General features: G+C 66.2%; 16 protein-coding genes and 1 pseudogene. 2 read left to right on the top strand and 15 right to left on the bottom strand.

Features of this window, described 5'->3' with window-relative positions; genetic code table 11:
* Nucleotides 1-35: 35 nt before the first annotated feature.
* Entirely contained in the window at nucleotides 36-953 is a 918-nt protein-coding gene (iolB, locus tag ACHMXB_RS00460) for a 5-deoxy-glucuronate isomerase (RefSeq protein ID WP_395401795.1), read from the top strand.
* Nucleotides 954-1,036: 83 nt separating this feature from the next.
* On the opposite strand, the gene ACHMXB_RS00455 is transcribed toward iolB, so the two are convergent.
* Nucleotides 1,037-2,332: an MFS transporter gene (locus ACHMXB_RS00455; protein WP_395401793.1), complete on the bottom strand. Its 1,296-nt coding sequence runs from the start codon at nucleotides 2,330-2,332 to the stop codon at nucleotides 1,037-1,039.
* Between the two features lie 176 nt (nucleotides 2,333-2,508).
* Between ACHMXB_RS00455 and ACHMXB_RS00450 the strand changes: the two genes are divergently transcribed.
* Entirely contained in the window at nucleotides 2,509-2,958 is a 450-nt protein-coding gene (locus ACHMXB_RS00450) for a MarR family winged helix-turn-helix transcriptional regulator (protein WP_395401791.1), read from the top strand.
* Nucleotides 2,959-3,127: 169 nt separating this feature from the next.
* Here ACHMXB_RS00450 and ACHMXB_RS00445 read toward each other — a convergent pair whose 3' ends face one another.
* The 14 genes and pseudogenes from ACHMXB_RS00445 to pcrA all read right to left on the bottom strand — a co-directional run bounded on the left by ACHMXB_RS00445 (nucleotide 3,128) and on the right by pcrA (nucleotide 20,222).
* On the bottom strand, nucleotides 3,128-4,582 hold the full coding sequence (locus tag ACHMXB_RS00445; RefSeq protein WP_395401789.1) for a sugar porter family MFS transporter: 1,455 nt from the start codon (nucleotides 4,580-4,582) through the stop codon (nucleotides 3,128-3,130).
* Nucleotides 4,579-5,454, bottom strand: a complete 876-nt coding sequence (locus tag ACHMXB_RS00440) for a sugar phosphate isomerase/epimerase family protein (RefSeq protein WP_395401787.1) — start codon at nucleotides 5,452-5,454, stop codon at nucleotides 4,579-4,581. Before ACHMXB_RS00440 ends, ACHMXB_RS00445 begins: the two co-directional genes overlap by 4 nt.
* 128 nt (nucleotides 5,455-5,582) lie before the next feature.
* Nucleotides 5,583-6,596, bottom strand: coding sequence for a Gfo/Idh/MocA family protein (locus tag ACHMXB_RS00435; RefSeq protein WP_395401785.1), 1,014 nt, complete (start codon nucleotides 6,594-6,596; stop codon nucleotides 5,583-5,585).
* A gap of 36 nt (nucleotides 6,597-6,632) precedes the next feature.
* Complete coding sequence (locus ACHMXB_RS00430) at nucleotides 6,633-7,544, bottom strand: sugar phosphate isomerase/epimerase family protein (protein WP_395401783.1); 912 nt, start codon at nucleotides 7,542-7,544, stop codon at nucleotides 6,633-6,635.
* A gap of 96 nt (nucleotides 7,545-7,640) precedes the next feature.
* Nucleotides 7,641-9,152 carry a CoA-acylating methylmalonate-semialdehyde dehydrogenase gene (locus ACHMXB_RS00425; RefSeq protein ID WP_395401781.1) on the bottom strand — a complete coding sequence of 504 codons (1,512 nt, stop codon included), beginning with the start codon at nucleotides 9,150-9,152 and terminating at the stop codon, nucleotides 7,641-7,643.
* A 47-nt stretch (nucleotides 9,153-9,199) separates the two neighbouring features.
* Nucleotides 9,200-11,149: a 3D-(3,5/4)-trihydroxycyclohexane-1,2-dione acylhydrolase (decyclizing) gene (iolD, locus tag ACHMXB_RS00420; RefSeq protein ID WP_395401779.1), complete on the bottom strand. Its 1,950-nt coding sequence runs from the start codon at nucleotides 11,147-11,149 to the stop codon at nucleotides 9,200-9,202.
* Between the two features lie 3 nt (nucleotides 11,150-11,152).
* Complete coding sequence (locus ACHMXB_RS00415; protein ID WP_395401777.1) at nucleotides 11,153-12,091, bottom strand: deoxyribose-phosphate aldolase; 939 nt, start codon at nucleotides 12,089-12,091, stop codon at nucleotides 11,153-11,155.
* On the bottom strand, nucleotides 12,088-13,122 hold the full coding sequence (gene iolC / locus ACHMXB_RS00410; RefSeq protein WP_395401775.1) for a 5-dehydro-2-deoxygluconokinase: 1,035 nt from the start codon (nucleotides 13,120-13,122) through the stop codon (nucleotides 12,088-12,090). The genes ACHMXB_RS00415 and iolC overlap by 4 nt, the downstream gene beginning before the upstream one ends.
* A gap of 223 nt (nucleotides 13,123-13,345) precedes the next feature.
* Nucleotides 13,346-13,750 (bottom strand): tautomerase family protein, encoded by a 405-nt coding sequence (locus ACHMXB_RS00405; RefSeq protein WP_395401773.1) that lies wholly within the window; start codon nucleotides 13,748-13,750, stop codon nucleotides 13,346-13,348.
* 204 nt (nucleotides 13,751-13,954) lie between these two features.
* Nucleotides 13,955-14,428 (bottom strand): SRPBCC family protein, encoded by a 474-nt coding sequence (locus tag ACHMXB_RS00400; protein WP_395401771.1) that lies wholly within the window; start codon nucleotides 14,426-14,428, stop codon nucleotides 13,955-13,957.
* Nucleotides 14,429-14,613: 185 nt separating this feature from the next.
* Nucleotides 14,614-15,516 carry a succinate--CoA ligase subunit alpha gene (sucD, locus tag ACHMXB_RS00395; protein ID WP_102973203.1) on the bottom strand — a complete coding sequence of 301 codons (903 nt, stop codon included), beginning with the start codon at nucleotides 15,514-15,516 and terminating at the stop codon, nucleotides 14,614-14,616.
* Nucleotides 15,517-15,546: 30 nt separating this feature from the next.
* Complete coding sequence (gene sucC, locus ACHMXB_RS00390; protein WP_102973202.1) at nucleotides 15,547-16,713, bottom strand: ADP-forming succinate--CoA ligase subunit beta; 1,167 nt, start codon at nucleotides 16,711-16,713, stop codon at nucleotides 15,547-15,549.
* Nucleotides 16,714-16,937: 224 nt separating this feature from the next.
* A complete protein-coding gene (locus tag ACHMXB_RS00385) occupies nucleotides 16,938-17,663 on the bottom strand; it encodes a hypothetical protein (protein WP_395401769.1) in 726 nt (241 codons plus the stop codon).
* A gap of 2 nt (nucleotides 17,664-17,665) precedes the next feature.
* A pseudogene (gene pcrA / locus ACHMXB_RS00380) lies at nucleotides 17,666-20,222 on the bottom strand (DNA helicase PcrA).
* Between the last annotated feature and the right edge of the window lie 107 nt (nucleotides 20,223-20,329).

Raw genomic sequence — 20,329 nt, 5'->3', positions numbered from 1 at the left:
ACCGACCACCACACATCCGAAAGGGACACGAACTGATGGCTGAATGGGTATACCCCCTGGGCAGCGCAGCCGAAGGCTGCTGGGACGTTTCGCTGGGGACGTCCGACTCGACACTTGCCGTGGAAGGCTGGGAACACACGGGACTGAAGGTGGCCACGCTGGCGCCGGGCGCCGTCGTCGAACTCCCGCCCGCCGCGGAGGAACGGATTGTCATCCCGCTGAGCGGGGCGTTCACGGCCACCGTGGACGGGCTGGACCACCCCCTTGCCGGGCGCGCCAGCGTCTTCAGCGGCCCCACCGACGTGCTGTACTCCGGGACGGACAAGGCCGTGACGGTTACGTCGTCCGACGGCGGCCGGGTGGCCATCGCGACGGCGCCCGCCAAGGTCCAGTACCCCACCCGCCTGATCACCGCGGCGGAGACGCCGGTGGAACTGCGCGGGGCCGGAAACTGTTCCCGCCAGGTCCACAACTTCGGCACCCCCGCCGCGCTGGAAGCCGACCGCTTCATCGTCTGCGAAGTCCTCACGCCGGCCGGGAACTGGTCCTCCTACCCTCCCCACAAGCATGACGAGGAGAAGGAGGGCGAGACCCAACTCGAGGAGATCTACTACTTCGAAACGCGGGTGGCCGACATCCCGGCGTCCGCGGCTTCAGGTTCTGCCGGCCCGGGCGGGAATGCCGACGCCATCGGCTACCAGCGGGTCTACGCCTCCGATGACCGGCCCATCGACGTCTCGGCCGAGGTGCGCACCGGCGACGTGGTGCTGGTCCCCTACGGCTGGCACGGCCCGGCCATGGCCGCCCCCGGCTACGACATGTACTACCTCAACGTCATGGCCGGGCCCGGCCGCGTCCGCGACTGGCTCATCAGCGACGACCCGCACCACGGCTGGGTGCGCCAGACCTGGGACAGCCAGAACCTGGACCCCCGGCTGCCGTTCGGGGCATAGGCCGGAACTTCCCCAGGCCGCCGTCGCGCCCTGCCGTGCCGGCCTGCCGCGCCGCTGTCGCGCGGGGTGCGGGGGCCGCGGGGCTAGCGGACGGAAACGGGTCCGACGTCGGCCGGTTCAGCATGGACTGAACCGGCCGCCGCTTCCTTCTCCACGCCCGCTTGGGACGCAACTGTTGCCTCGGCTCGTTCGCCCGGAACGGGAGCCCCTGGAGCAGGAACGTGGCGTGCACTCGCGTGTGCCCGGGCGGCGGCGCCGGCCATCACCAGAAGGCCCAGCAGGGTAATCCCGGCCCCTGCCCAGATGGGCGAGGTGTAGCCCAGGCCGGTGGTGATGGTCACGCCACCGAGCCAGGCGCCGAGGGCGTTGCCCACGTTGAACGCGCCGATATTGGCTCCGGACGCCAGCGTGGGCGCCTTGGCCGCGTACTTCATGACGCGCATCTGCAGGCCGGGCACCGTGGCAAACCCGAAACTGCCAAGGAGCAGCAGCGACGCGACGGTAAGCACCTGGTTGCCCGCACTCAGGGCGAAAACCACCAGCACCACGACGAGGACCGAGAGCACGGCGAGCAAGGTGCGGTCGACGTCGCGGTCGGCCGCCTTACCGCCGAGGGTGTTGCCGATAAACAGGCCGATGCCAAAGACAATCAGTAGCCAGGGCACCGTGGAGGCAGCGAATCCGGAAACCTCGGTGAGCGTGAAGGCGATGTAGGTGAAGGCGCCGAACATTCCGCCGTAGCCGAGGATGGTCACCAGGATGGACAGCCACACCTGGCCGGAGCGGAAGGCGCTGAGCTCGCTGCGCAGTCCACCGCTAACGGTGTCACCGTTCCCTGCCTTGGGCACCAGGGCCAGGATGCCCACCAGCGCCAGCACTCCGATGCCGGTGATGGCCCAGAAGGTGGAACGCCACCCGGCCGCCTGGCCCAGCAGCGTGCCGAGCGGTACGCCCAGGACATTGGCGGCCGTGAGCCCGGTGAACATGATGGCGATGGCGGCGGCTTTCTTGGTCGGGGCAACCATGCCGGCCGCCACCACCGCCCCAATGCCGAAGAAGGCGCCGTGTGCGAGGGCGGCAACCACCCGGCCTGCCATCATCGCCCAGTAGTCGGGCGCAATGGCGGACAGGAGGTTGCCGGCGACGAAAAGCACCAGCAGAGCGGCCAGCACGGGCTTGCGCTGGAAGCGGGACACCGCGGCGGTGAGCCCCAGTGCCCCCACCACGACGGCGAGGGCATAGCCGGAGATGAACCAGCCGGCGGAGGCTTCGCTCACCTGGAAGTCCGAGGCCACTTCGGGGAGCAGGCCCATGATGACGAATTCGGTGAGTCCGATGCCGAACCCGCCGAGTGCTAGGGCTATCAGGCCAACAGGCATTGATGTGCTCCTTCGGAACTGTACTGAATGGGGAGCGCGACGTAAGCTAATAGTTGCAGGCGCGCTATTTATTGCTACGCAAGTAATTGTTGCACAAGCAAATATGCCGCGCAAGCAACTATTTCTGTGCCGTGCTCTGTTTCCAAAGGGGCCGGAGAACCGAAGGAGGAGAGCCCATGGGCATCAAGGACGACGCCGTTGAGGTGCGCGCCCAGGGTTGGCGGACCCTGGCGGCCCTGCACGGGCTGATCGAGGCGGAGCTGGAACGGTCGCTGCAGGGGCAGGCGCAGCTCTCCGTCGTCGAATACACGGTGCTGGACGCGCTCAGCCGGCAGGACGGGTGGCACATGCGCATGCAGCAGCTGGCCCGGGCCACTGCCCTCAGTGCCAGCGCGACCACCCGCCTCGTGAACCGGCTGGAGGACCGCGGCCTGCTGACCCGCATCCTGTGCGCGGACGACCGCCGCGGCATTTACACCGAACTCACGGACAGCGGGAGCAAGCTGCTGGCTGACGCGCGGCCGGTCCACGACGCCACGCTCGAGCGGACCCTGGCCGAAGCGCAGGAGGTGCCGGAGCTGGCGCCCTTGGTGGACGCGCTCCCCCGCCTCCACGCCGGCGTCTAGAGCTGCCAGCCCGGCCCTCCGCCCGACGTCGAACGCTTAGACTGACCGCCCGCCGTCGAACGCTTGGGTGCATAACTGCCTCAGGCGTGGAGTTTTTGTGCAGATAATGCCCCCTCGAGGGGCCTTCGAGAGCGCATTATCTGGACAAAAACTCCGAGCGGGAGCGGTCTTAGTGGACCGGGGTTCCCGCTCCGACGTCGGTCTTGGCTTCGGTCTTGACTCCGCCGGGGACGCCGGCCTGGTGCTTGAAGAAGTGCTCCACGTCCTCGAGGCTCTTGTCCTTGGTTTCGGGAATGTACTTAGCGGCAAAGAGAATCGCCCCGACACCCAGGACGGCGAACACGAAGAACGTGTTGGAGATGCCGACGGCGGCGAGCAGCTGCGGGAAGCCGAATCCGATCAGGAAGTTCACAATCCAGAGCACGAAGGCCGACGCGCCCATGCCCAGGCCGCGCAGCTTAAGCGGGAAGATCTCCGAGAGCATGAGCCAGGTGACCGGTGAGATGGCCCCCTGCTGGAATGCGAGGAACGTGACGGTCAGCGCCAGGATCACGTAGCCGCGGCCGGTGCCCTCCGGCAGGATCAGTGAGAAGAGTCCGATCAGCAGCAGCGCCGAGGTGGTTCCGATCTGGCCGGTGATAAGCATCCGGCGGCGCCCCACCTTGCCGAGCAGCCAGATGCCCACGAAGGTGGCCAGCACGGAGATGACACCGTTGGCGATGTTGGCGCTCAGTGCGGCTTCGCGGCCGAAGCCGGCATCCGCCAGGATCTGGGTGCCGTAGTACATGATGGAGTTCACGCCGGTGATCTGCTGGATCACGGCCAGGCCGACGCCGACGAAGAAGATCCGCCGCAGCCAGGGAACCTGCAGGTCCTTCCAGGACCCCATCTTGGACTTGTAGTCCTCCACGGCCATGGCCTTGACCTCGTCGAACTCCGCCGTGGCCTCGGCCTTGGAGCGGATGCGCTGGAGCACGCCGAGCGCCTCGCCGAAGCTGCCCATGGAGGCGAGCCAGCGGGGGCTTTCGGGCATGAAGGCCATGCCGATCCACAGGGCGACGGCCGGCAGTGTGGCGATTACCAGCATCCAGCGCCAGATGCCCCCGGCTTCGCCGAAGGTGTTGCCGAGGTAGGCGTTGAAGATGAAGGCAAGCAGCTGGCCGGTGACGATCATGAGCTCGTTCTGCGTCACGATCCGCCCTCGTCGGGCTGACGGCGACACCTCCGCAAGGTACACCGGCACCGTCACGGACGCCCCGCCCACGGCCAGGCCCAGGATGAACCGGGCCGCCACCATGAACTCGGTGCTCGGAGCCAGGGTGCAGGACAGCGTGCCGACCAGGAAGATGACGGCAAGGACCATGATCATCTTGCGGCGGCCGTTCCGGTCCGCCAGCCGGCCGCCGAACAGTGCACCGAAGGCGGCACCGAACAGCAGCGACGACGTCACCATCCCCTCGGCCAGCGGGGTCAGTCCCAGGTCCTCCTGCATGTAGGGCAGGGCGCCGTTGATGACGCCTGTGTCGTAGCCGAAGAGCAGGCCGCCGAAGGTGGAAATGATAGTGACCGTGCGGAGCGCCCGCTGGTGTTTTAAGTCAGCCTTGCCAGAAGGCGCGGCCGTCATACGCTGACCTTCTGCACGTACTGCTTCATGGTGTCCAGCTGGAAACGGGAAACCTCCTCGGCGTTGTCGTCTTCGGCGAAGACGCTGGACACCATTACGGTGTCGTCCCGGTCCAGGAACCCGATTTCCTTCAGGCCGCCGAAGAACTCGTCCCAGTTCACGTCGCCGTCGCCGATCTTCAGGTGCTGGTGCACCCGGACGGCGTTGCCCGGCGGGTTGGTGATGTAGCGCAGTCCGTGCGAGGCGTGGTGGTCCATGGTGTCGGCGACGTGGACGAGGCGCAGCTTGTCCCCCGCGGCGCGCATGATGTCCAGCGGCGAGTTCTTCATGTGGAAGCTGTGGGAGGCCACGTAGACCATGCCGACGTTCTTGGAGTTCAGGCCACGGATGACGCGGATCGCGGCCAGGCCTTCCTCCACGAAGTCGTCCGGGTGCGGGTCGATGAGCAGGTCGATGCCTTCGCGCTCGATGATGGGGAGCAGTTCCTCCATGGAGCGGTAGAACGCGCGCTCGGATTCCTCGGCCAGCTCCGGGCGGCCGCTGAACTCGGTGTTCATGGTGCCCACGCCCAGGTCCACGGCGATCTGGATTGCGCGCTTCCAGTAGCGCACTGCCGCCTCGCGGGCGTCCTCGTCCGGGCCGGACCAGCGCAGCACAGGCAGAATGGACGCGATTTCGATTCCGGCGTCGGTGCACGCCTTCTTCAACTGGCCCACGAGTTCGTCGTCGGCCTTCGGGTGGTTGTAGAAGGGGATGAAATCCGGGTGCGGCGTCATCTGCATGTACTTGTAGCCGAGGTCGGCCACCACCTTGGGGAACTCCAGCAGGCTGTGGCTGTGGTGGAAGGGGGTGGGGTCAAGGGCGATTTTCACGAGGAACACTCCATTGTGGAAAGAGTCTGTGGAAAGAGTCGGTTAACGAACGGAGTTTTTGTCCAGACAATGCAACCTTGAGGGCCTCTAAGTCGCATTATCTGGACAAAAACTCCAAGGGCGGGGGCTTAGCTGTACAGGGCCGGCTTGGCGTTCAGCTTCACGGCCACCTTCTCGCCGTTCTTCTGGGCCTCCACGCCGGCTTCGCAGCAGGCGGCGGTGGCGTAGCCGTCCCAGGCGGTGGGTCCGCCGATTTCGCCGCGGAGCGCGGCGTCAACCCAGGCCTGGATTTCGACGTCGTACGCGGCACCGAAGCGCTCTTCGAAGCCGGGCGTGACCTTGCCGCCCCAGCGGCCGTTGCTGCGCAGGTACGGGCCGCTGTCGCCGCCGATGCTGACGATGCCGTCCTCGAAGGAGGCCTGCGTGGCCACTTCGTAGCCGAACTTCGCGTTCACGTAGATTTCGACGTCCGCCAGGACACCGGACTCGGTTTCGATCAGGACGTGCTGGGGATCGTGCTGGCCGGCCGGGGCGTTCTTCGTGGCCTTGCCAAGGCGGACCTGGACGGAGGTGATCTCTTCGCCGGTGAAGAAGCGGATGGCGTCGAACTCGTGGACCACGGAGTCGTTGATGAGCATCTCGTTGGTGAAGCCCGCCGGCGTGGTCGGGTTGCGGTGCTGGTGGTGCAGCATCAGCAGTTCGCCCAGTTCGCGGTCGCGGATGACCGAGCCCAGGGCTGCGTATTCGGCGTCGAAACGGCGCATGAAACCCACCTGGATGCGCTTGTGGCCAAGCTTCTCCTCAGCCTGGACAATCTTCCAGGACGACTCGGCATCCGGCGTCAGCGGCTTCTCGCACAGGATGGGAATGTCCTTGGCGATGGCCTTGAGCAGGATCTCCTCGTGCAGGAAGCCGGGCGTGGCGATGAGGACGGCGTTGACGTCGCCGTTGTTCAGCGCCTCTTCGGCGTCGGCCAGGGCAACGGCCCCGGGGATGCCCTCGATGGCCGCCTGCGCACGGGCGAGGTCAACGTCGACGACGGCGGCAACTTCAGCGCCGTGGATGCGCTTGCTGAGGCGCTGGATGTGGTCCGCGCCCATGCGGCCGGCGCCGATAACGGCGACGCGAAGGGTTTCAGTCATTGTTCTTTCCTTACGTTTGGGATGCCGGGGCGGAGGCTAGTTGACCGCGGTGCGGGAGCCGCAGGACAGCAGGTAGTTGCGGGTGCGCTTGGCGATGGGCATCGGAACGTCGAAGGCCACCGGGTACATGTCCTGCTCCACAATCCCGAAGATGGGCCGGTCCAGCGCCTCGACGGCCTCGATGACCGCGCGCAGGTCGGGCAGGCCGTTGGGCGGTTCGGTCATGACGCCGGCCAGGTTTGCCGCGGCCCAGGTCATGTTTTCCTCGTTGACCTTCTTCAGGACGTCCGGGTTGATCTGCTTCAGGTGCAGGTACCCGATCCGGTCCGGGTAGTTCTTGATGAGCTCCAGGCTCGAGGCGCCGCAGTATTCCGCGTGGCCGGTATCCAGGCACAGGTTGAGGTACTGCGGGTCCGTCGCGCCCAACAGCGTTTCGATGTCCTCCTGGGCTCCGACGTGCGAGTCGGCGTGGGAGTGGAACTGCTGCTTCAGGCCGAAGTCCTCGAGCAGCGTCTTTCCCATCCGGTTGTGGCCGGCGAACAGGTCGCTCCAGGCCTTGTCGCTGAGCGTGCCGCTCTCCACAGCCTCCCCGGTGACGTCGTCGCGCCACATCGCGGGGATGACCACGATGTGCTCGCCGCCCATGGCTGCGGTGAGTTCGGCGACCTTGCGGGCCGGCTCCCAGGCTTGCTCCCACTGGTCCAGGCCGCGGTGGAACGCGGTGAAGACGGTTCCGGCGCAGACCTTCAGGTCGCGCTGCTTGAGCTCTTCGGCGAGCCGGGTGGGGTCGTTGGGCAGGTAACCGTACGGGCCCAGCTCGATCCACTTGTAGCCGGACTCGGCCACCTCGTCCAGGAAGCGCTCCCACGGGGTCTGCTTGGGGTCATCCGCAAACCACACGCCCCAGGAGTCGGGCGCGGTGCCGATGATCAGCTTGTTCTCTGTCATGACTGTTCCTTCTCATCGATTGCTCCGCAGGTGCCCTTTTGGACGCTCAAAACGGCGGTTACGGAGCAATCGATGTGGTTCTCGGGGTGGTGGAGGTTAGTTGGAGGGGAAGTTGTAGGAGGCGCCGGAGGCGTGCGTGGGTTCGGGCCAGCGTGAGGTGACGACTTTGCCGCGGGTGTAGAAGGAGACGCCTTCGGGGCCGTAGATGTGCTTGTCGCCGAAGAGGGATGCTTTCCAGCCGCCGAAGGAGTGGTAGGCGACCGGGACGGGCAGGGGCACGTTGATGCCGATCATGCCGACGGTGACGGAGCGCTGGAACTTGCGGGCCGCGGCGCCGGAGGAGGTGAAGATGGCGGTGCCGTTGCCGTAGGGGTTGGAGTTGATGAGCTTGATGCCGTCCTCCAGGGTGTCGACGCGGACGACGACGAGGACGGGTCCGAAGATCTCCTCGGAGTAGGCGGTCATTTCGGTCTTGACGTGGTCGATCACGGTGGGGCCGACCCAGAAGCCGTCTTCGTGGCCGGGGACGACGAGGTCGCGGCCATCGACGACCATCGCGGCACCGGCGGCTTCGGCCTCGGTGACGATCTTCACGATGCGTTCCTTGGAGGCGGGGGTGATGACGGGGCCCATTTCGGCGCCGGGCACGGTGCCGTTGTTGACCTTCACGTCGAGGGCGCGTTCTTCGACCTTCTTGACCAGCAGGTCCGCGGCGTCTCCGACGGCGACGGCGACGGAGATGGCCATGCAGCGTTCCCCGGCGGAGCCGAACGCGGCGGCGGCGAGGTGGTCGGCGGCGTTGTCCAGGTCGGCGTCGGGCAGGATGATGGCGTGGTTCTTGGCCCCGCCCAGGGCCTGGACGCGCTTGCCGTGGGCGGTGGCGGTCTCGTGGACGTACTTCGCGATTGGGGTGGAGCCGACGAACGAGATGCCGTCCACGTCCGGGTGGGTCAGCAGCCCGTCGACGGTTTCCTTGTCGCCGTGCAGGACCTGGAACACGCCGTCGGGCAGGCCGGCGTCCTTCCAGAGCTTGGCCAGCAGCAGCGAGGCGGAGGGGTCGCGTTCGGAGGGCTTGAGGATGAAGGCGTTGCCGGTGGCGATCGCCATCGGGGCCATCCACAGCGGCACCATGACCGGGAAGTTGAACGGGGTGATGCCGGCGACCACGCCGAGGGGTTCGCGGAAGGAGAAGACGTCGATGCCGGTGGAGACCTGGTCCGAGTAGTCGCCCTTGAGCAGCGACGGGATGCCGCAGGCGAACTCGATGACTTCCAGGCCGCGGCCGATCTCGCCCTTGGCGTCGGAGATGACCTTGCCGTGCTCGGCGGTGATCAGCTCGGCGAGTTCGTTCACGTGCTCGGCGACGAGCTCGCGGAACTTGAACAAAACGGCGGTGCGCTTGGCGAGGGAAATGTCGCCCCAGGAGTCGGCAGCGGCGCGGGCCGCGGCGACGGTGTTGTCCAGGTCAGCCCGGTTGGCCAGGCGCAGCTCGGCGGACACTTGACCGGTGGCCGGGTTGTACACGGGGGTGGTGCGGTCGCCTTCGCCGGCGGTCTCGGCACCGTTGATGAAGTGGTTGATAGTGGTGGTGACGGTCGTCGTTGACATAGAGATGACTTCCTTGGTCTGTAGCTGGTCGTGAAGCGTGGGGGAGGTTAGCCGAGCAGCTTGCGCTGGCGGGACTTGTGGTCGATGTAGGTCTGGAAGGCCTGTTTGGTGGAGTCGAGTTCCGACACTGCCGAGACGGGCACGTCCCACCAGGATTCGGAGCTCGGCGCGTCCAGCAGCGGGTCGGATTCGAGGTGGATCACGATCGGGCCGCCGCGTTCGGGGGCGGCTTTGGCGTCGCGGATGGCCTGTTCGAGTTCGGCGATGGCCTTCTCGCCCGGCTCGATGCGGATCACCTTCACGCCGAGGGATTCGGCGTTCAGGGCCAGGTCCACCGGGAGTGTCTCGCCCTCGTCGAAGCTGTGCTGTTCCTCGTCCAGGACGCGGTACTGGGTGCCGAAGCGCTGCGAGCCAAGTGATTCGGACAGTGAGCCGATGGAGGCGTAGCCGTGGTTCTGGATCAGGACCACGATCAGCTTGATCCGTTCGGCGACGGCGGTGACCAGTTCGGTGTGCATCATCAGGTAGGAGCCGTCCCCCACCATCACGACGACGTCGCGCTGGGTGCCGCCCTTGGCGGCTTCGGCGAGCGCTGCGCGCTTGACGCCCAGCCCGCCGGGGATCTCGTAGCCCATGCAGGAGTAGGCGTATTCGACGTGGTAGCCGAACGGATCGCGGACCCGCCACATCTTGTGCAGGTCACCGGGCAGGGAGCCGGCTGCGCAGATGACCACGTCGGAGGCGTCCATGGCCCGGTTGGTGGCGCCGATGATCTCGTTCTGCGCCGGCAACGGGCTGAAGCGGGTGTCGAAGGCCGTATCCACCGTGGTGTTCCAGCGCTGCTTTTCGGCGGCGATCTGCTGCTCGAGGTCGGCGCCGACGCGGTAGCCACCCAGGGCCTGGTTGAGCTTGACGAGCGCCTTGCGGGCGTCGGCAACGATCGGCAGCGAGGTGCCGTGCTTGTAGGCGTCGATGGGTGCGACGTTGATGTTGATGAACTTCAGGTCCGGGTTCTGGAATGCGGTCCGGGACGCGGTGGTGAAGTCCTCGTAGCGGGTGCCGATGCCGATGACCAGGTCCGCTTCGGCTGCCAGGGCGTTGGCCGCCGTCGTGCCCGTGGAGCCGATCGCGCCGAGGGAGTACTTGTGGTCCCAGGGCAGGACGCCGACGCCGGCCTGCGTATTGCCCACCGGAATACCGGTCAGTTCGGCGAACTTCGCCAGTTCCTCATTGGCGTAGGCGTAGAGGACGCCGCCGCCGGCGATGATCAGCGGCCGCTTTGCGGCCCGGATGGCGTCGGCGGCGCGGCGGATGTCGTCGTCGTCCGCTTCCGGGCGGCGGATCCGCCACTCCCGCTCGGCCAGGAACTCCTCGGGAACGTCGAAGGCCTCGGCCTGGACGTCCTGGGGCAGCGAGATGGTCACCGCGCCGGTCTCGGCGGGGTCCGTGAGGACGCGCAGGCCGTGGTGGAACGCGGAGAACAGCTGCTCCGGGCGGGTGACCCGGTCGAAGAACTTGGACAGCGGCCGGAACGCGTCGTTGACCGTGAGGTCGTAGGCGTAGGGCTGTTCAAGCTGCTGCAGCACCGGGTCCGCGGCACGCGTGGCGAATGTGTCCGACGGCAGCAGCAGCACCGGCAAACGGTTCGTGGTGGCCAAAGCGGCGCCGGTGAGCAGGTTCGACGAACCCGGGCCGATGGAGGTGCTGATCGCGAAGGTCTGCCGGCGGCGGGTGTGGCGGGCGTAGCCCACGGCCTGGTGGGACTGGGCCTGCTCGTTGCGGCCCTGGTAGTACGGCATGATCGTCGGATCGAGCTGCTGGTACTGCTTCAGGGCCTGGCCCACACCGGCCACGTTGCCGTGCCCGAAGATGCCGAACGTGCCCGGAATCAGGCGTTCGCGGAAATCGACTCCACCGACGGAATCAACGGTGTACTGCTTGGAAAGGTATTCGACCACGGCCTGCGCCACGGTCATCCGGCGGGTTCCAGTTCCCATCGTTTACTCCGTTACTTCTTCTGTGGTGTGGTGGAGGAGTGAAGCGGCCGCGGCGACCGCTCCGGCGACATCGCCGTCCGCCGGGTACAGCAGGGTCCGGCCGACGGTGAGTCCCTGCACGCCGGGCAGGGCGAGGGCGGCTCCCCAGGTCGCGAACACCTCGTCCTGGGTGCCTGCCGGGTCCCCGCCCAGCAGCACGGTGGGCATGGTGGTGGCGGCCATGACGCGTTCCATCCCGGCAACGACCGGCAGCTTCATCCACGTGTAGGCGCTCGTGGAGCCGAGCCCCTCGGCGATCCCGATCGACTTGATCACCGCGTCCGTGCTCAGGTCGTTGCGGACCCGGCCGTTCTCCCGGACAGACAGGAACGGCTCCACCATCGCTATAAGCTTCCGCGCCGCCAGCGAATCAATTGCCTTCGCGGTCGCCTCAAGGGTCACCACAGTGTCCGGGTCGCCCAGGCAGATGCGGGTCAGCATCTTGCCGCCGTCCGCGCCCAGTTCCTCCAGCGCCGCGGCGGTGTGGCCGGTGAAACGGTCGTCGAATTCGTTCACGAGCCCGGCGAGGCCGCCGCGGTTCATCGACCCGAAGACCAGCTTGCCTTCAAGGGCGCCGAGGAGCAGCAGGTCATCCATGATGTCCGGGGAGGCCAGGATGCCGTCCACTGCCGGGTTGGCCAGCGCGATCTGAAGCCGGTCCAGGAGCTGGCGGCGGTCCGCCATCGCCACCGGATCGTTGCCGACCGCGAGGGCGCCGCGTGCCGGGTGGTCCGCGGCAACGATGAAGTTCTGCCGGCCGTGCTTGAGGCCGGGGTGGCGGCGGCGGGCCTTCGCGGCGCGCGCCACTGCGTCCGGGTCTTCGAGCCGGATGGTGCTCAGGTGCTCGTAGCGGCGGGGGTTGTCATCCACCGCGAGGGCAGCGGAACCGGGGTTGAGGCTCACAGGGCCGCTCCTTCGGGGGTGAGGTGGCCGGGAACTGAGTCCTGGTCGGGAACAGCAGCATCGGGAACAAGGCGTCCGCGCTCGGCGAGCAGGGAGGTGACCTCGGCCGGGGTGGGCATGGCATCCGCGCAGGACAGCCGGGAGGCCACGATGGCGCCGGCTGCGTTCGCATAGTCCAGGACCTGGGCCAGCGGCCAGCCCGAAAGCAGGCCGTGCACAAAGGCGCCACCGAAGGAGTCACCGGCACCCAGACCGTTGACGGTCTCCACCGGAACCGGGGCGGAGACCACACGCTCGGTGCGGGTCTTGGCCATCACGCCCTCCGGGCCCAGCTTCACGACGGCGATCTCCACGCCCGCGTCCAGCAGACGGTCCGCCTGCTCATCCGGGGTGCCCGGGCCCACGGCCACGGAGCATTCCTGGTCGTTGCCGATCGCCACAGTGACGTGCGGCAGGATCCGGGCCACCTGCTCCCGGGCCTCCTCCTCGGAAGCCCAGAACATGGGGCGGTAGTCAAGATCCAGGATGGTGTACTGGCCGGGCTTCAGCTCGGTGCGGGGCCGGGCTTCGTGCGCGGTGATGTGCGCTTCGCGGCTCGGCTCCTGGCACAGGCCGGTCACAGTCGACCAGAAGATCTGCGCATCGCGGATGGCGTCCGTGTCCAGCTCATCGGCCTTGATCTGCAGGTCAGGTGCGGTGGGGAAACGGCCGTAGAAGTACAGGGGGAAATCATGCGGAGGCCGGATCGCGCAGAACGTGGCCGGCGTCTGGAGCCCCTGGACCGGGCTGACGAACGAATCGTCAACGCCGAACTTTTCCAGTTCGCGGTGCAGGTACGTACCGAACGGGTCATCGCCGGTGCGGGTGATGACCCCGGTCCGGCGGCCATGGCGGGCGGCGGCTACAGCAACGTTGGACGGCGAGCCGCCAAGGTACTTGCCGAAGGACGTCACATCCTCCAGCCCCACCCCGATATCGTTCGGGTAGATATCAACGCTGATTCGCCCGATCGTGAGCAGTTCGTGGGTCACGGTAATCGTGGACCTTTCTTTTGGATCTCAACCTCTAAGCAGCCGAACGGCCAGGGCTCCGGCGTTCCGCGGCCCCGTGAGCGGGACCACAAGAACTACTGTGCCCTAGAATTTATGTCCTGTCAAAGGTTTGTACTGACATACTTACAACAAGCAGAACGGCCTTCAAAAAGAGGTGGTGCGGAGCTGCTTATGCGGACTTGCGGGGCTAGTAATTCCGCCCTTATTTCTTCGGGATGGCGAGCTCGCCGGTGACATACTGCGCGCGGCCGAACCCGAAGGACCAGTCCCCCGCGGTGTTCTCGACATAGCCAATGAAAACGTCCTCGCCGGCAACCCCCAGAGCCCCCAGCTTGTCTGCCACCGCGGCAAACAGGCTCTGCTTTGCCTCCTGGCTGCGCCCGCCCTGGGTAAAGATCTGGATCATGATGACGTCGCGTGTGCGCTCGAAGCCGAGGCCCGCGTCCTGCGCAACGATCTGGCCCGGCGCATGTTCAGTGACGATGTGGAAGTAGTCCCGCTCCGGGATTCCGTACTCAGCCAGGATGGCGTCATGGATGCCGCGGCTTAGGCGATTCAATTCATCCTGACTGCGCCCCGAGTTGACGTCGATTCGTACGAGCGGCATATCTTCTCCTTTGATAGTTTGTACTGACATACTATCAAACTCACAACGCGGCTTCCGAAGTAGGTAGCAGCAGATGGCGTTCTCAGGGCTGGGAACGCCATCTGCTGCTACTTAGTTGGGTCTTTAAACGGACGACGGCGGCCGGTGACCTTCGAGGTAAAGGTCACCGGCCGCCGTCGGACGTTTCAGTTGCGGTGCGGGCCCCTATTTCGCGAGCAGCTCCTCGAGCCGCTCGTAGCCGTCGGACACGCCGCTTTCCATGCCTGATTGGGCCATCCCGTCGCGGGCTTCCATGCTGGGATAGACAGAGTGGGCCCGCAGCAGGCACTTGCCGCCGCCCAGGTCCTCGAAGCTCATGAATTCGATGCTGACGATGTCCGGGTAACCGCTGAACTCGAAGGTCTGGATGGCGAAGTCGTTTTCACGGACGGTATGGAAGATGCCGCTGAAGGCGTACGTCACCCCGTCCGGGCCGGTGTGGTTGTACAGGTAGGTGCCTCCGGAACGGAAGTCGTAGTGGTCGATGTCGATGTTGGTGCCGCGCGGGCCCAGCCACTGCGAGATCAGCTCAGGTTCCTTGTGCGCGCGGAACACGTCCGCCACAGGGAAGTCGAACTCCCGCTCGTAGTCGATGAACGGGAGGCCGTCGGGGACGGTGAGTTTAAGTGCATTGCTCATGATCGGTCCTTGTCACTGCGGCAGTGCTTCGAGACGGCCAACATAGACCTCACTGCCGCGCCGGGGCAAGGGTCAGTCCGCCAGCGCTTAAACCCCGCGCTTAAACAAAGAAACGCGGGGTCACTCCGCGCCCAATCCGGGGGGTGGATTGGGCTGGGAGTGACCCCGCGTTGCTTGAAGTGGCCTTAGAGCGCTGCGAAGACTTCGCGCAGCAGCTTGGCGGTCTCGGACGGCGTCTTGCCGACCTTCACGCCGGCAGCTTCGAGGGCTTCCTTCTTGGCCTGGGCCGTACCGGCGGAACCGGAGACGATGGCGCCTGCGTGGCCCATGGTCTTGCCTTCCGGCGCGGTGAAGCCGGCCACGTAGCCGACGACCGGCTTGGTGACGTTGGCCTTGATGAAGTCGGCCGCACGCTCTTCGGCGTCGCCACCGATTTCGCCGATCATCACGATGGCCTTGGTCTCCGGGTCAGCCTCGAACGCAGCCAGGGCGTCGATGTGGGTGGTGCCGATGATGGGGTCACCGCCGATGCCGATGGCCGTGGAGAAGCCGAGGTCGCGCAGTTCGTACATCATCTGGTAGGTCAGCGTGCCGGACTTGGAGACCAGGCCGATGGGGCCCTTGCCGGTGATGTTGGCCGGGGTGATGCCCACGAGGGCTTCGCCCGGGGTGATGATGCCGGGGCAGTTCGGTCCGATGATGCGGGTGACCTGGTTGCCGTCGGCGTCGACCTTGGACTGCGCCAGTGCCCAGAACTCGGCGGAGTCCTGAACCGGCACGCCTTCGGTGATGACGACGACCAGGCCGATGCCGGCCTCGATGGCTTCAACGACGGCGTTCTTGGTGAATGCCGGCGGAACGAAGACGATGGAGACGTCGGCGCCGGTCTCGGCGATGGCTTCCTTGACGGTGCCGAAAACGTTGATCTCGTTTTCGCCGTGCAGGACGGTGGTGCCGGCCTTGCGGGCGTTGACGCCGCCCACAATGTTGGTGCCGGCCTTGAGCATGAGGGCGGTGTGCTTGGTGCCTTCGCCGCCCGTGATGCCCTGGACGATGACCTTGGAGTCCTTGTTCAGATAAATAGACATGTTTTCTTTCCTAGATCTCGACAGGCTCGATCAGCGGGCGTTGGCGAGCTCGGCGGCCTTGTCGGCGCCCTCGTCCATGGTGGCGGCGAGGGTAACCAGCGGGTGGTTGGCCTCTTCGAGGATGCGGCGGCCTTCTTCGACGTTGTTGCCGTCGAGGCGGACGACCAGCGGCTTGTTGGCGGAGTGGCCCAGCTCGGCCAGTGCGCCCACGATGCCCTTGGCGACAGCGTCACAGGCGGTGATGCCGCCGAAGACGTTGACGAATACGGACTTGACCTGCTCGTCGCCCAGGATGACGTCGAGGCCTGCGGCCATGACCTCGGCGGAGGCTCCGCCGCCGATGTCCAGGAAGTTGGCGGGCTTGACGTTGCCGTGGTTCTCACCGGCGTACGCGACGACGTCCAGGGTGGACATGACGAGGCCTGCACCGTTACCGATGATGCCGACTTCACCGTCCAGCTTGACGTAGTTCAGGTCCTGCGCCTTGGCCTTGGCCTCGAGCGGGTCTGCGGATTCCTTGTCCTCAAGCTGGGCGTGCTTGGGGTGGCGGAACTCGGCGTTCTCGTCCAGCGTGACCTTGCCGTCGAGGGCAACAATCTCGCCCGCGCCGGTCTTTACCAGCGGGTTGACCTCCACGAGGGTGGCGTCTTCCTTCTTGAAGACGTCCCAGAGCTTCAGAATGACGCCGGCGACTTTGCCGCGCAGTTCTTCAGCGAAGCCGGCGGCAGCGACGATTTCGTCGGCCTTAGCCTGGTCGATGCCCACGGCGGGGTCGATGGCTACCTTGGCCAGGGCCTCGGGCCGCTCAACGGCGAGCTGCTCGATCTCCATGCCGCCTTCAACCGAGCACATGGCCAGGTAGTTGCGGTTGGCGCGGTCCAGCAGGACGGAGAAGTAGTATTCCTCGGCAATATCGGCACCCTGGGCGATCATCACCTTGTTGACGGTGTGGCCCTTGATGTCCATGCCCAGGATGTTGGTGGAGTGCTCAAGTGCCTCGTCGGCAGACTTGGCAACCTTGACGCCGCCAGCCTTGCCGCGGCCACCGACCTTAACCTGTGCCTTGACGACAGTTACGCCGCCGATCTTCTCGGCAGCTGCCTTTGCTTCTTCAGGAGTGTGCGCCACGATGCCGGCGAGCACGGGTACACCGTGCGCTTCGAACATATCGCGCGCCTGATATTCAAACAGGTCCACGGTTTAGTGTCCTTCTACGTCGAAGTAGTTTCTGTACAGCCGGACTGCACCCAAGGTGCGGACCGGGCTGCGGAATTAGCGCGCCCTGCGGCAGGTCCGGAAACAAGCCCCGCGGCGCAATGATCCTTTTTTGAACTCTAGTCCTTTGGAGGGACCGGCCCGTTCCAGACTACCTGTTCTGTGAGTAAGGACACTATTCTATGGAACGTAGAAAAACCCCGTAATTACGGGGTTTTTGCGGCCTTGGCGGGCGCCGTCTTGACGTTTTTGCCCTTCGCGGAGATGAGTTCGTAATGATCCCGGCTGATAAAGAAACCGACGCCGCCAGAGACGTTTCCGCAGGCCACCCCCAAGCGGTAGGCGGAACACCGCAAACCGTTCCGTTCGAGGTTGCCGCCGTCGGGCAGGACGCGCAGCTTGGAGACGGCTCCGTTGGCCGTGCCCTTGGGCCCGTACTCGGCCTCCATTTGCGTGACCCCGGCCCGGCATTCGCCGTACCGGGCCCGGCTGGGCGTCAGGAGTGCCGCGCCGCCCAGGTAACCGAGTCCGGTACCCGAGCAGTCGTCACCGATGTCAGGTGCTGCCGGCGCGGGATACGCCGCGAGCTCGCAGTGCGCCACGGGCACGGTTGCCAGTTTTTGGTTGTCGGGATCGCTGAAGTTGTTGGTTTCGTACGGCAGGTTCAGGTGCGGTCCGCGGGCTGAGGTCAGCGCGCACACCACGTTCCGGTCCGCAGTGACGAACGCCAGCGCATCCTCCCCTGCCGCAAATCCCGAGGGGTCAGTGAGCGGAGCCTGTTTCAGCTGTTCGAGGGCCGGCAGCGGTGGCGGCGGGGTGTACTCCGGATCCGCGACGGTTACGGAACAGCCCGCCAGTGTCATTGCGAACAGGGCCAACCAGAACAGCGGCGCCAGGCCTGCAGCCACGCCCGCCGGGGGCCGCACCGGCACGCTCAGGCGTCGATCTTGGTCAGCGGCGCGTACCGCAGAAGCAGCCGCTTCTCGCCGACGTCGAACTTCACCTTCGCCACGGTCTTGTCCCCGGCGCCTTCGACGGCGAGCACGGTGCCGTTGCCAAAGCTCGTGTGGTTGACCTTGTCCCCCACGCTGACCGCGATGACTTCCTTCTGCGGCTGCACGCGGTTTTTCGCGATGGCGGCCGGGACGTCAGCGTTGAAGCCCGCGGACGAATCGGCACGGGCGCCTCGTGCCGTTCCCGCACCCCAGAAGGACCCGCCGTACCGGCTGGACCCGATGTCGGCGCCGCTCCCCCACCCGCCGGACTGCCTGCTGGTTCCCTCGCGCTTCCATTCGACGAGTTCGGAGGGGATTTCCTCCAGGAACTGGCTGGCCGGGTTGTACTGGCTCTGCCCCCACATGCTTCTGACCTCGGAACGCGTGACGTAGAGGCGCTTCCGGGCGCGTGTCAGCCCCACGTAGGCCAGCCGGCGTTCCTCCGCCAGTTCCTTCGGGTCAGTGGCAGAACGCTGGTGCGGGAAGAGCCCGTGCTCCATGCCGGTCAGGAACACCACGGGGAATTCGAGCCCCTTGGCCGTGTGCAGCGTCATGAGCGTGACCACGCCCAGCCGCTTGGCCTCCGCCACCGCAGCGTCAATGTCCGCGCCGGGGGCGTCCGGGATCTGGTCGGCGTCGGCCACCAGGGACACCTGTTCCAGGAAGGCGCCCAGGGATCCTTCGGGATTGTCGCGCTCGTATTCACGGACGACGGCGACAAGCTCGGCGAGGTTTTCCACCCGGGACTCGTCCTGCGGGTCCGTGCTGGAGCGCAGCGTGGCGAGGTAGCCGGTCTGTTCGAGCACTGCCTCGAGCGCGGCCGCGGCGCCGGAGCCCGCGGCGACCTCGGCGAGATCGTCCAGGAGCTTCACGAAGCCGAGCACCGCGTTGACCGAGCGGGTGGCCATGCCGGGCGCCTGGTCGGCGCGGCGGGCCGCTGAGATGAAGGACGTGCGTTCCCGCTCGGCGAGAGCCGCGACGGCACCCTCGGCCCGGTCCCCCGATGCCGCGCTTGGGCTCGTTGAGAACGCGGCGGAGGTTGACGTCGTCGTCCGGGTTCACGAGCACCCGGAGGTACGCCAGCGCGTCCTTGATTTCCTTGCGCTCGTAGAATCTGGTGCCGCCCACCACCTTGTACGGCAGGCCGACGCGCACCAGGACGTCCTCGATGGAACGGGACTGGGCGTTGGTGCGGTAGAAGATGGCGACGTCGCCGGGGCGGAGGTTGTCCTCGTCCTGGAGCCGGTCGATCTCCTTGGCGATGAACTGGGCTTCGTCGTGCTCGTTCTCGCCCACGTAGCCGATAATCTTGTGGCCTTCGCCCTCCGCGGTCCAGAGCCGCTTCTCGGGGCGGTTCGGGTTGCGGGAAATGACGGAGTTGGCCGCGCTCAGGATGTTCTGGGTGGAGCGGTAGTTCTGCTCCAGCTTGATGGTGCGGGCGTCAGGGTAGTCCTTTTCGAACTCCACGATGTTGCGGATATCTGCTCCGCGAAATGCGTAAATGGACTGGTCGGAGTCGCCGACGACGGTCAGTTCGGCCGCGCCCGGGCCCTCGCCGACGATTTCCCGGACAAGTGCATACTGCGCGTGGTTGGTGTCCTGGTATTCGTCCACCAGGACGTGCCGGAACCGGCGCCGGTAGGAATCTGCGAGCGCCGGGAAGGCCCGGAACACGTAGACCGTCTGCGCGATGAGGTCGTCGAAGTCCATGGCGTTGGCCTGGCGCAGCCGCTGGGTGTAGCCCTTGAAGACGTCTGCCACGGCGCTCTCGAACGGGTCGCTGTGGTTCGCGGCGGACGCGAAGGAGTCGTCGTCAATCAGTTCGTTCTTGAGCGCGGAGATCTTGTGCTGGATGGCCTTGGGCGCGAACTTCTTGGGGTCCAGGTCCAGGTTTTTGGCCACCAGGGTAATCAGCCGCAGGGAGTCTGCGGAGTCGTAGATGGAAAAGTTGGAGTTCAGGCCGACGTTGGCGGCCTCGCGGCGCAGGATCCGGACACAGGACGAGTGGAACGTGGAGATCCACATGGCCTTGGCCCTGTTGCCCACCAGGGCTTCGATGCGTTCACGCATTTCCGCGGCGGCCTTGTTGGTGAACGTGATGGCCAGGATCTCGCCGTGGTGGGCACGCTTGGTGGCAATCAGGTACGCGATCCGGTTACTGAGGACGCGGGTTTTTCCGGAGCCGGCTCCGGCCACGATCAGCAGCGCGCTGCCGGAGTGCTTGACCGCTTCCTCCTGCTGCGGATTCAGGCCCGCCAGCAGCGCGCCCGCATCCGGGAGATGGTGCCGGGCGTGCTCCTCCGCGGGGGCTGCATCTGCCTGGCCCGCTCCCGGGCCGGCTGCCTGGCCCGCTGCCGGGCGGCCGGCGGATTCGCCCGGGCCGCCGCCGAACGCGGGCGTCATCAGCCCTGTTTCGGGGCGCGACTTGGTGATGGCACCGGCGTGGGAACCAGCCTTGAACGGACCGTCAGCGTAGGGGTCAAACAACATATCCATGGTGACTACAAGTCTAGGCGGTGGGACTGACACTGGATTCCGCCCTGTGGATAACCCTGCAGATAACCCCGGCGCAGGGGCCCGCGCCGGGCTCCGCGAGGGGAGGA

The sequence above is a fragment of the Arthrobacter sp. UC242_113 genome, from assembly GCF_044054585.1.
In the GTDB taxonomy this organism is placed as follows: domain Bacteria; phylum Actinomycetota; class Actinomycetes; order Actinomycetales; family Micrococcaceae; genus Arthrobacter.
Note: the sequence above shows the minus strand (reverse complement) of the source record. Positions and strands in the feature narration are given on the sequence as shown.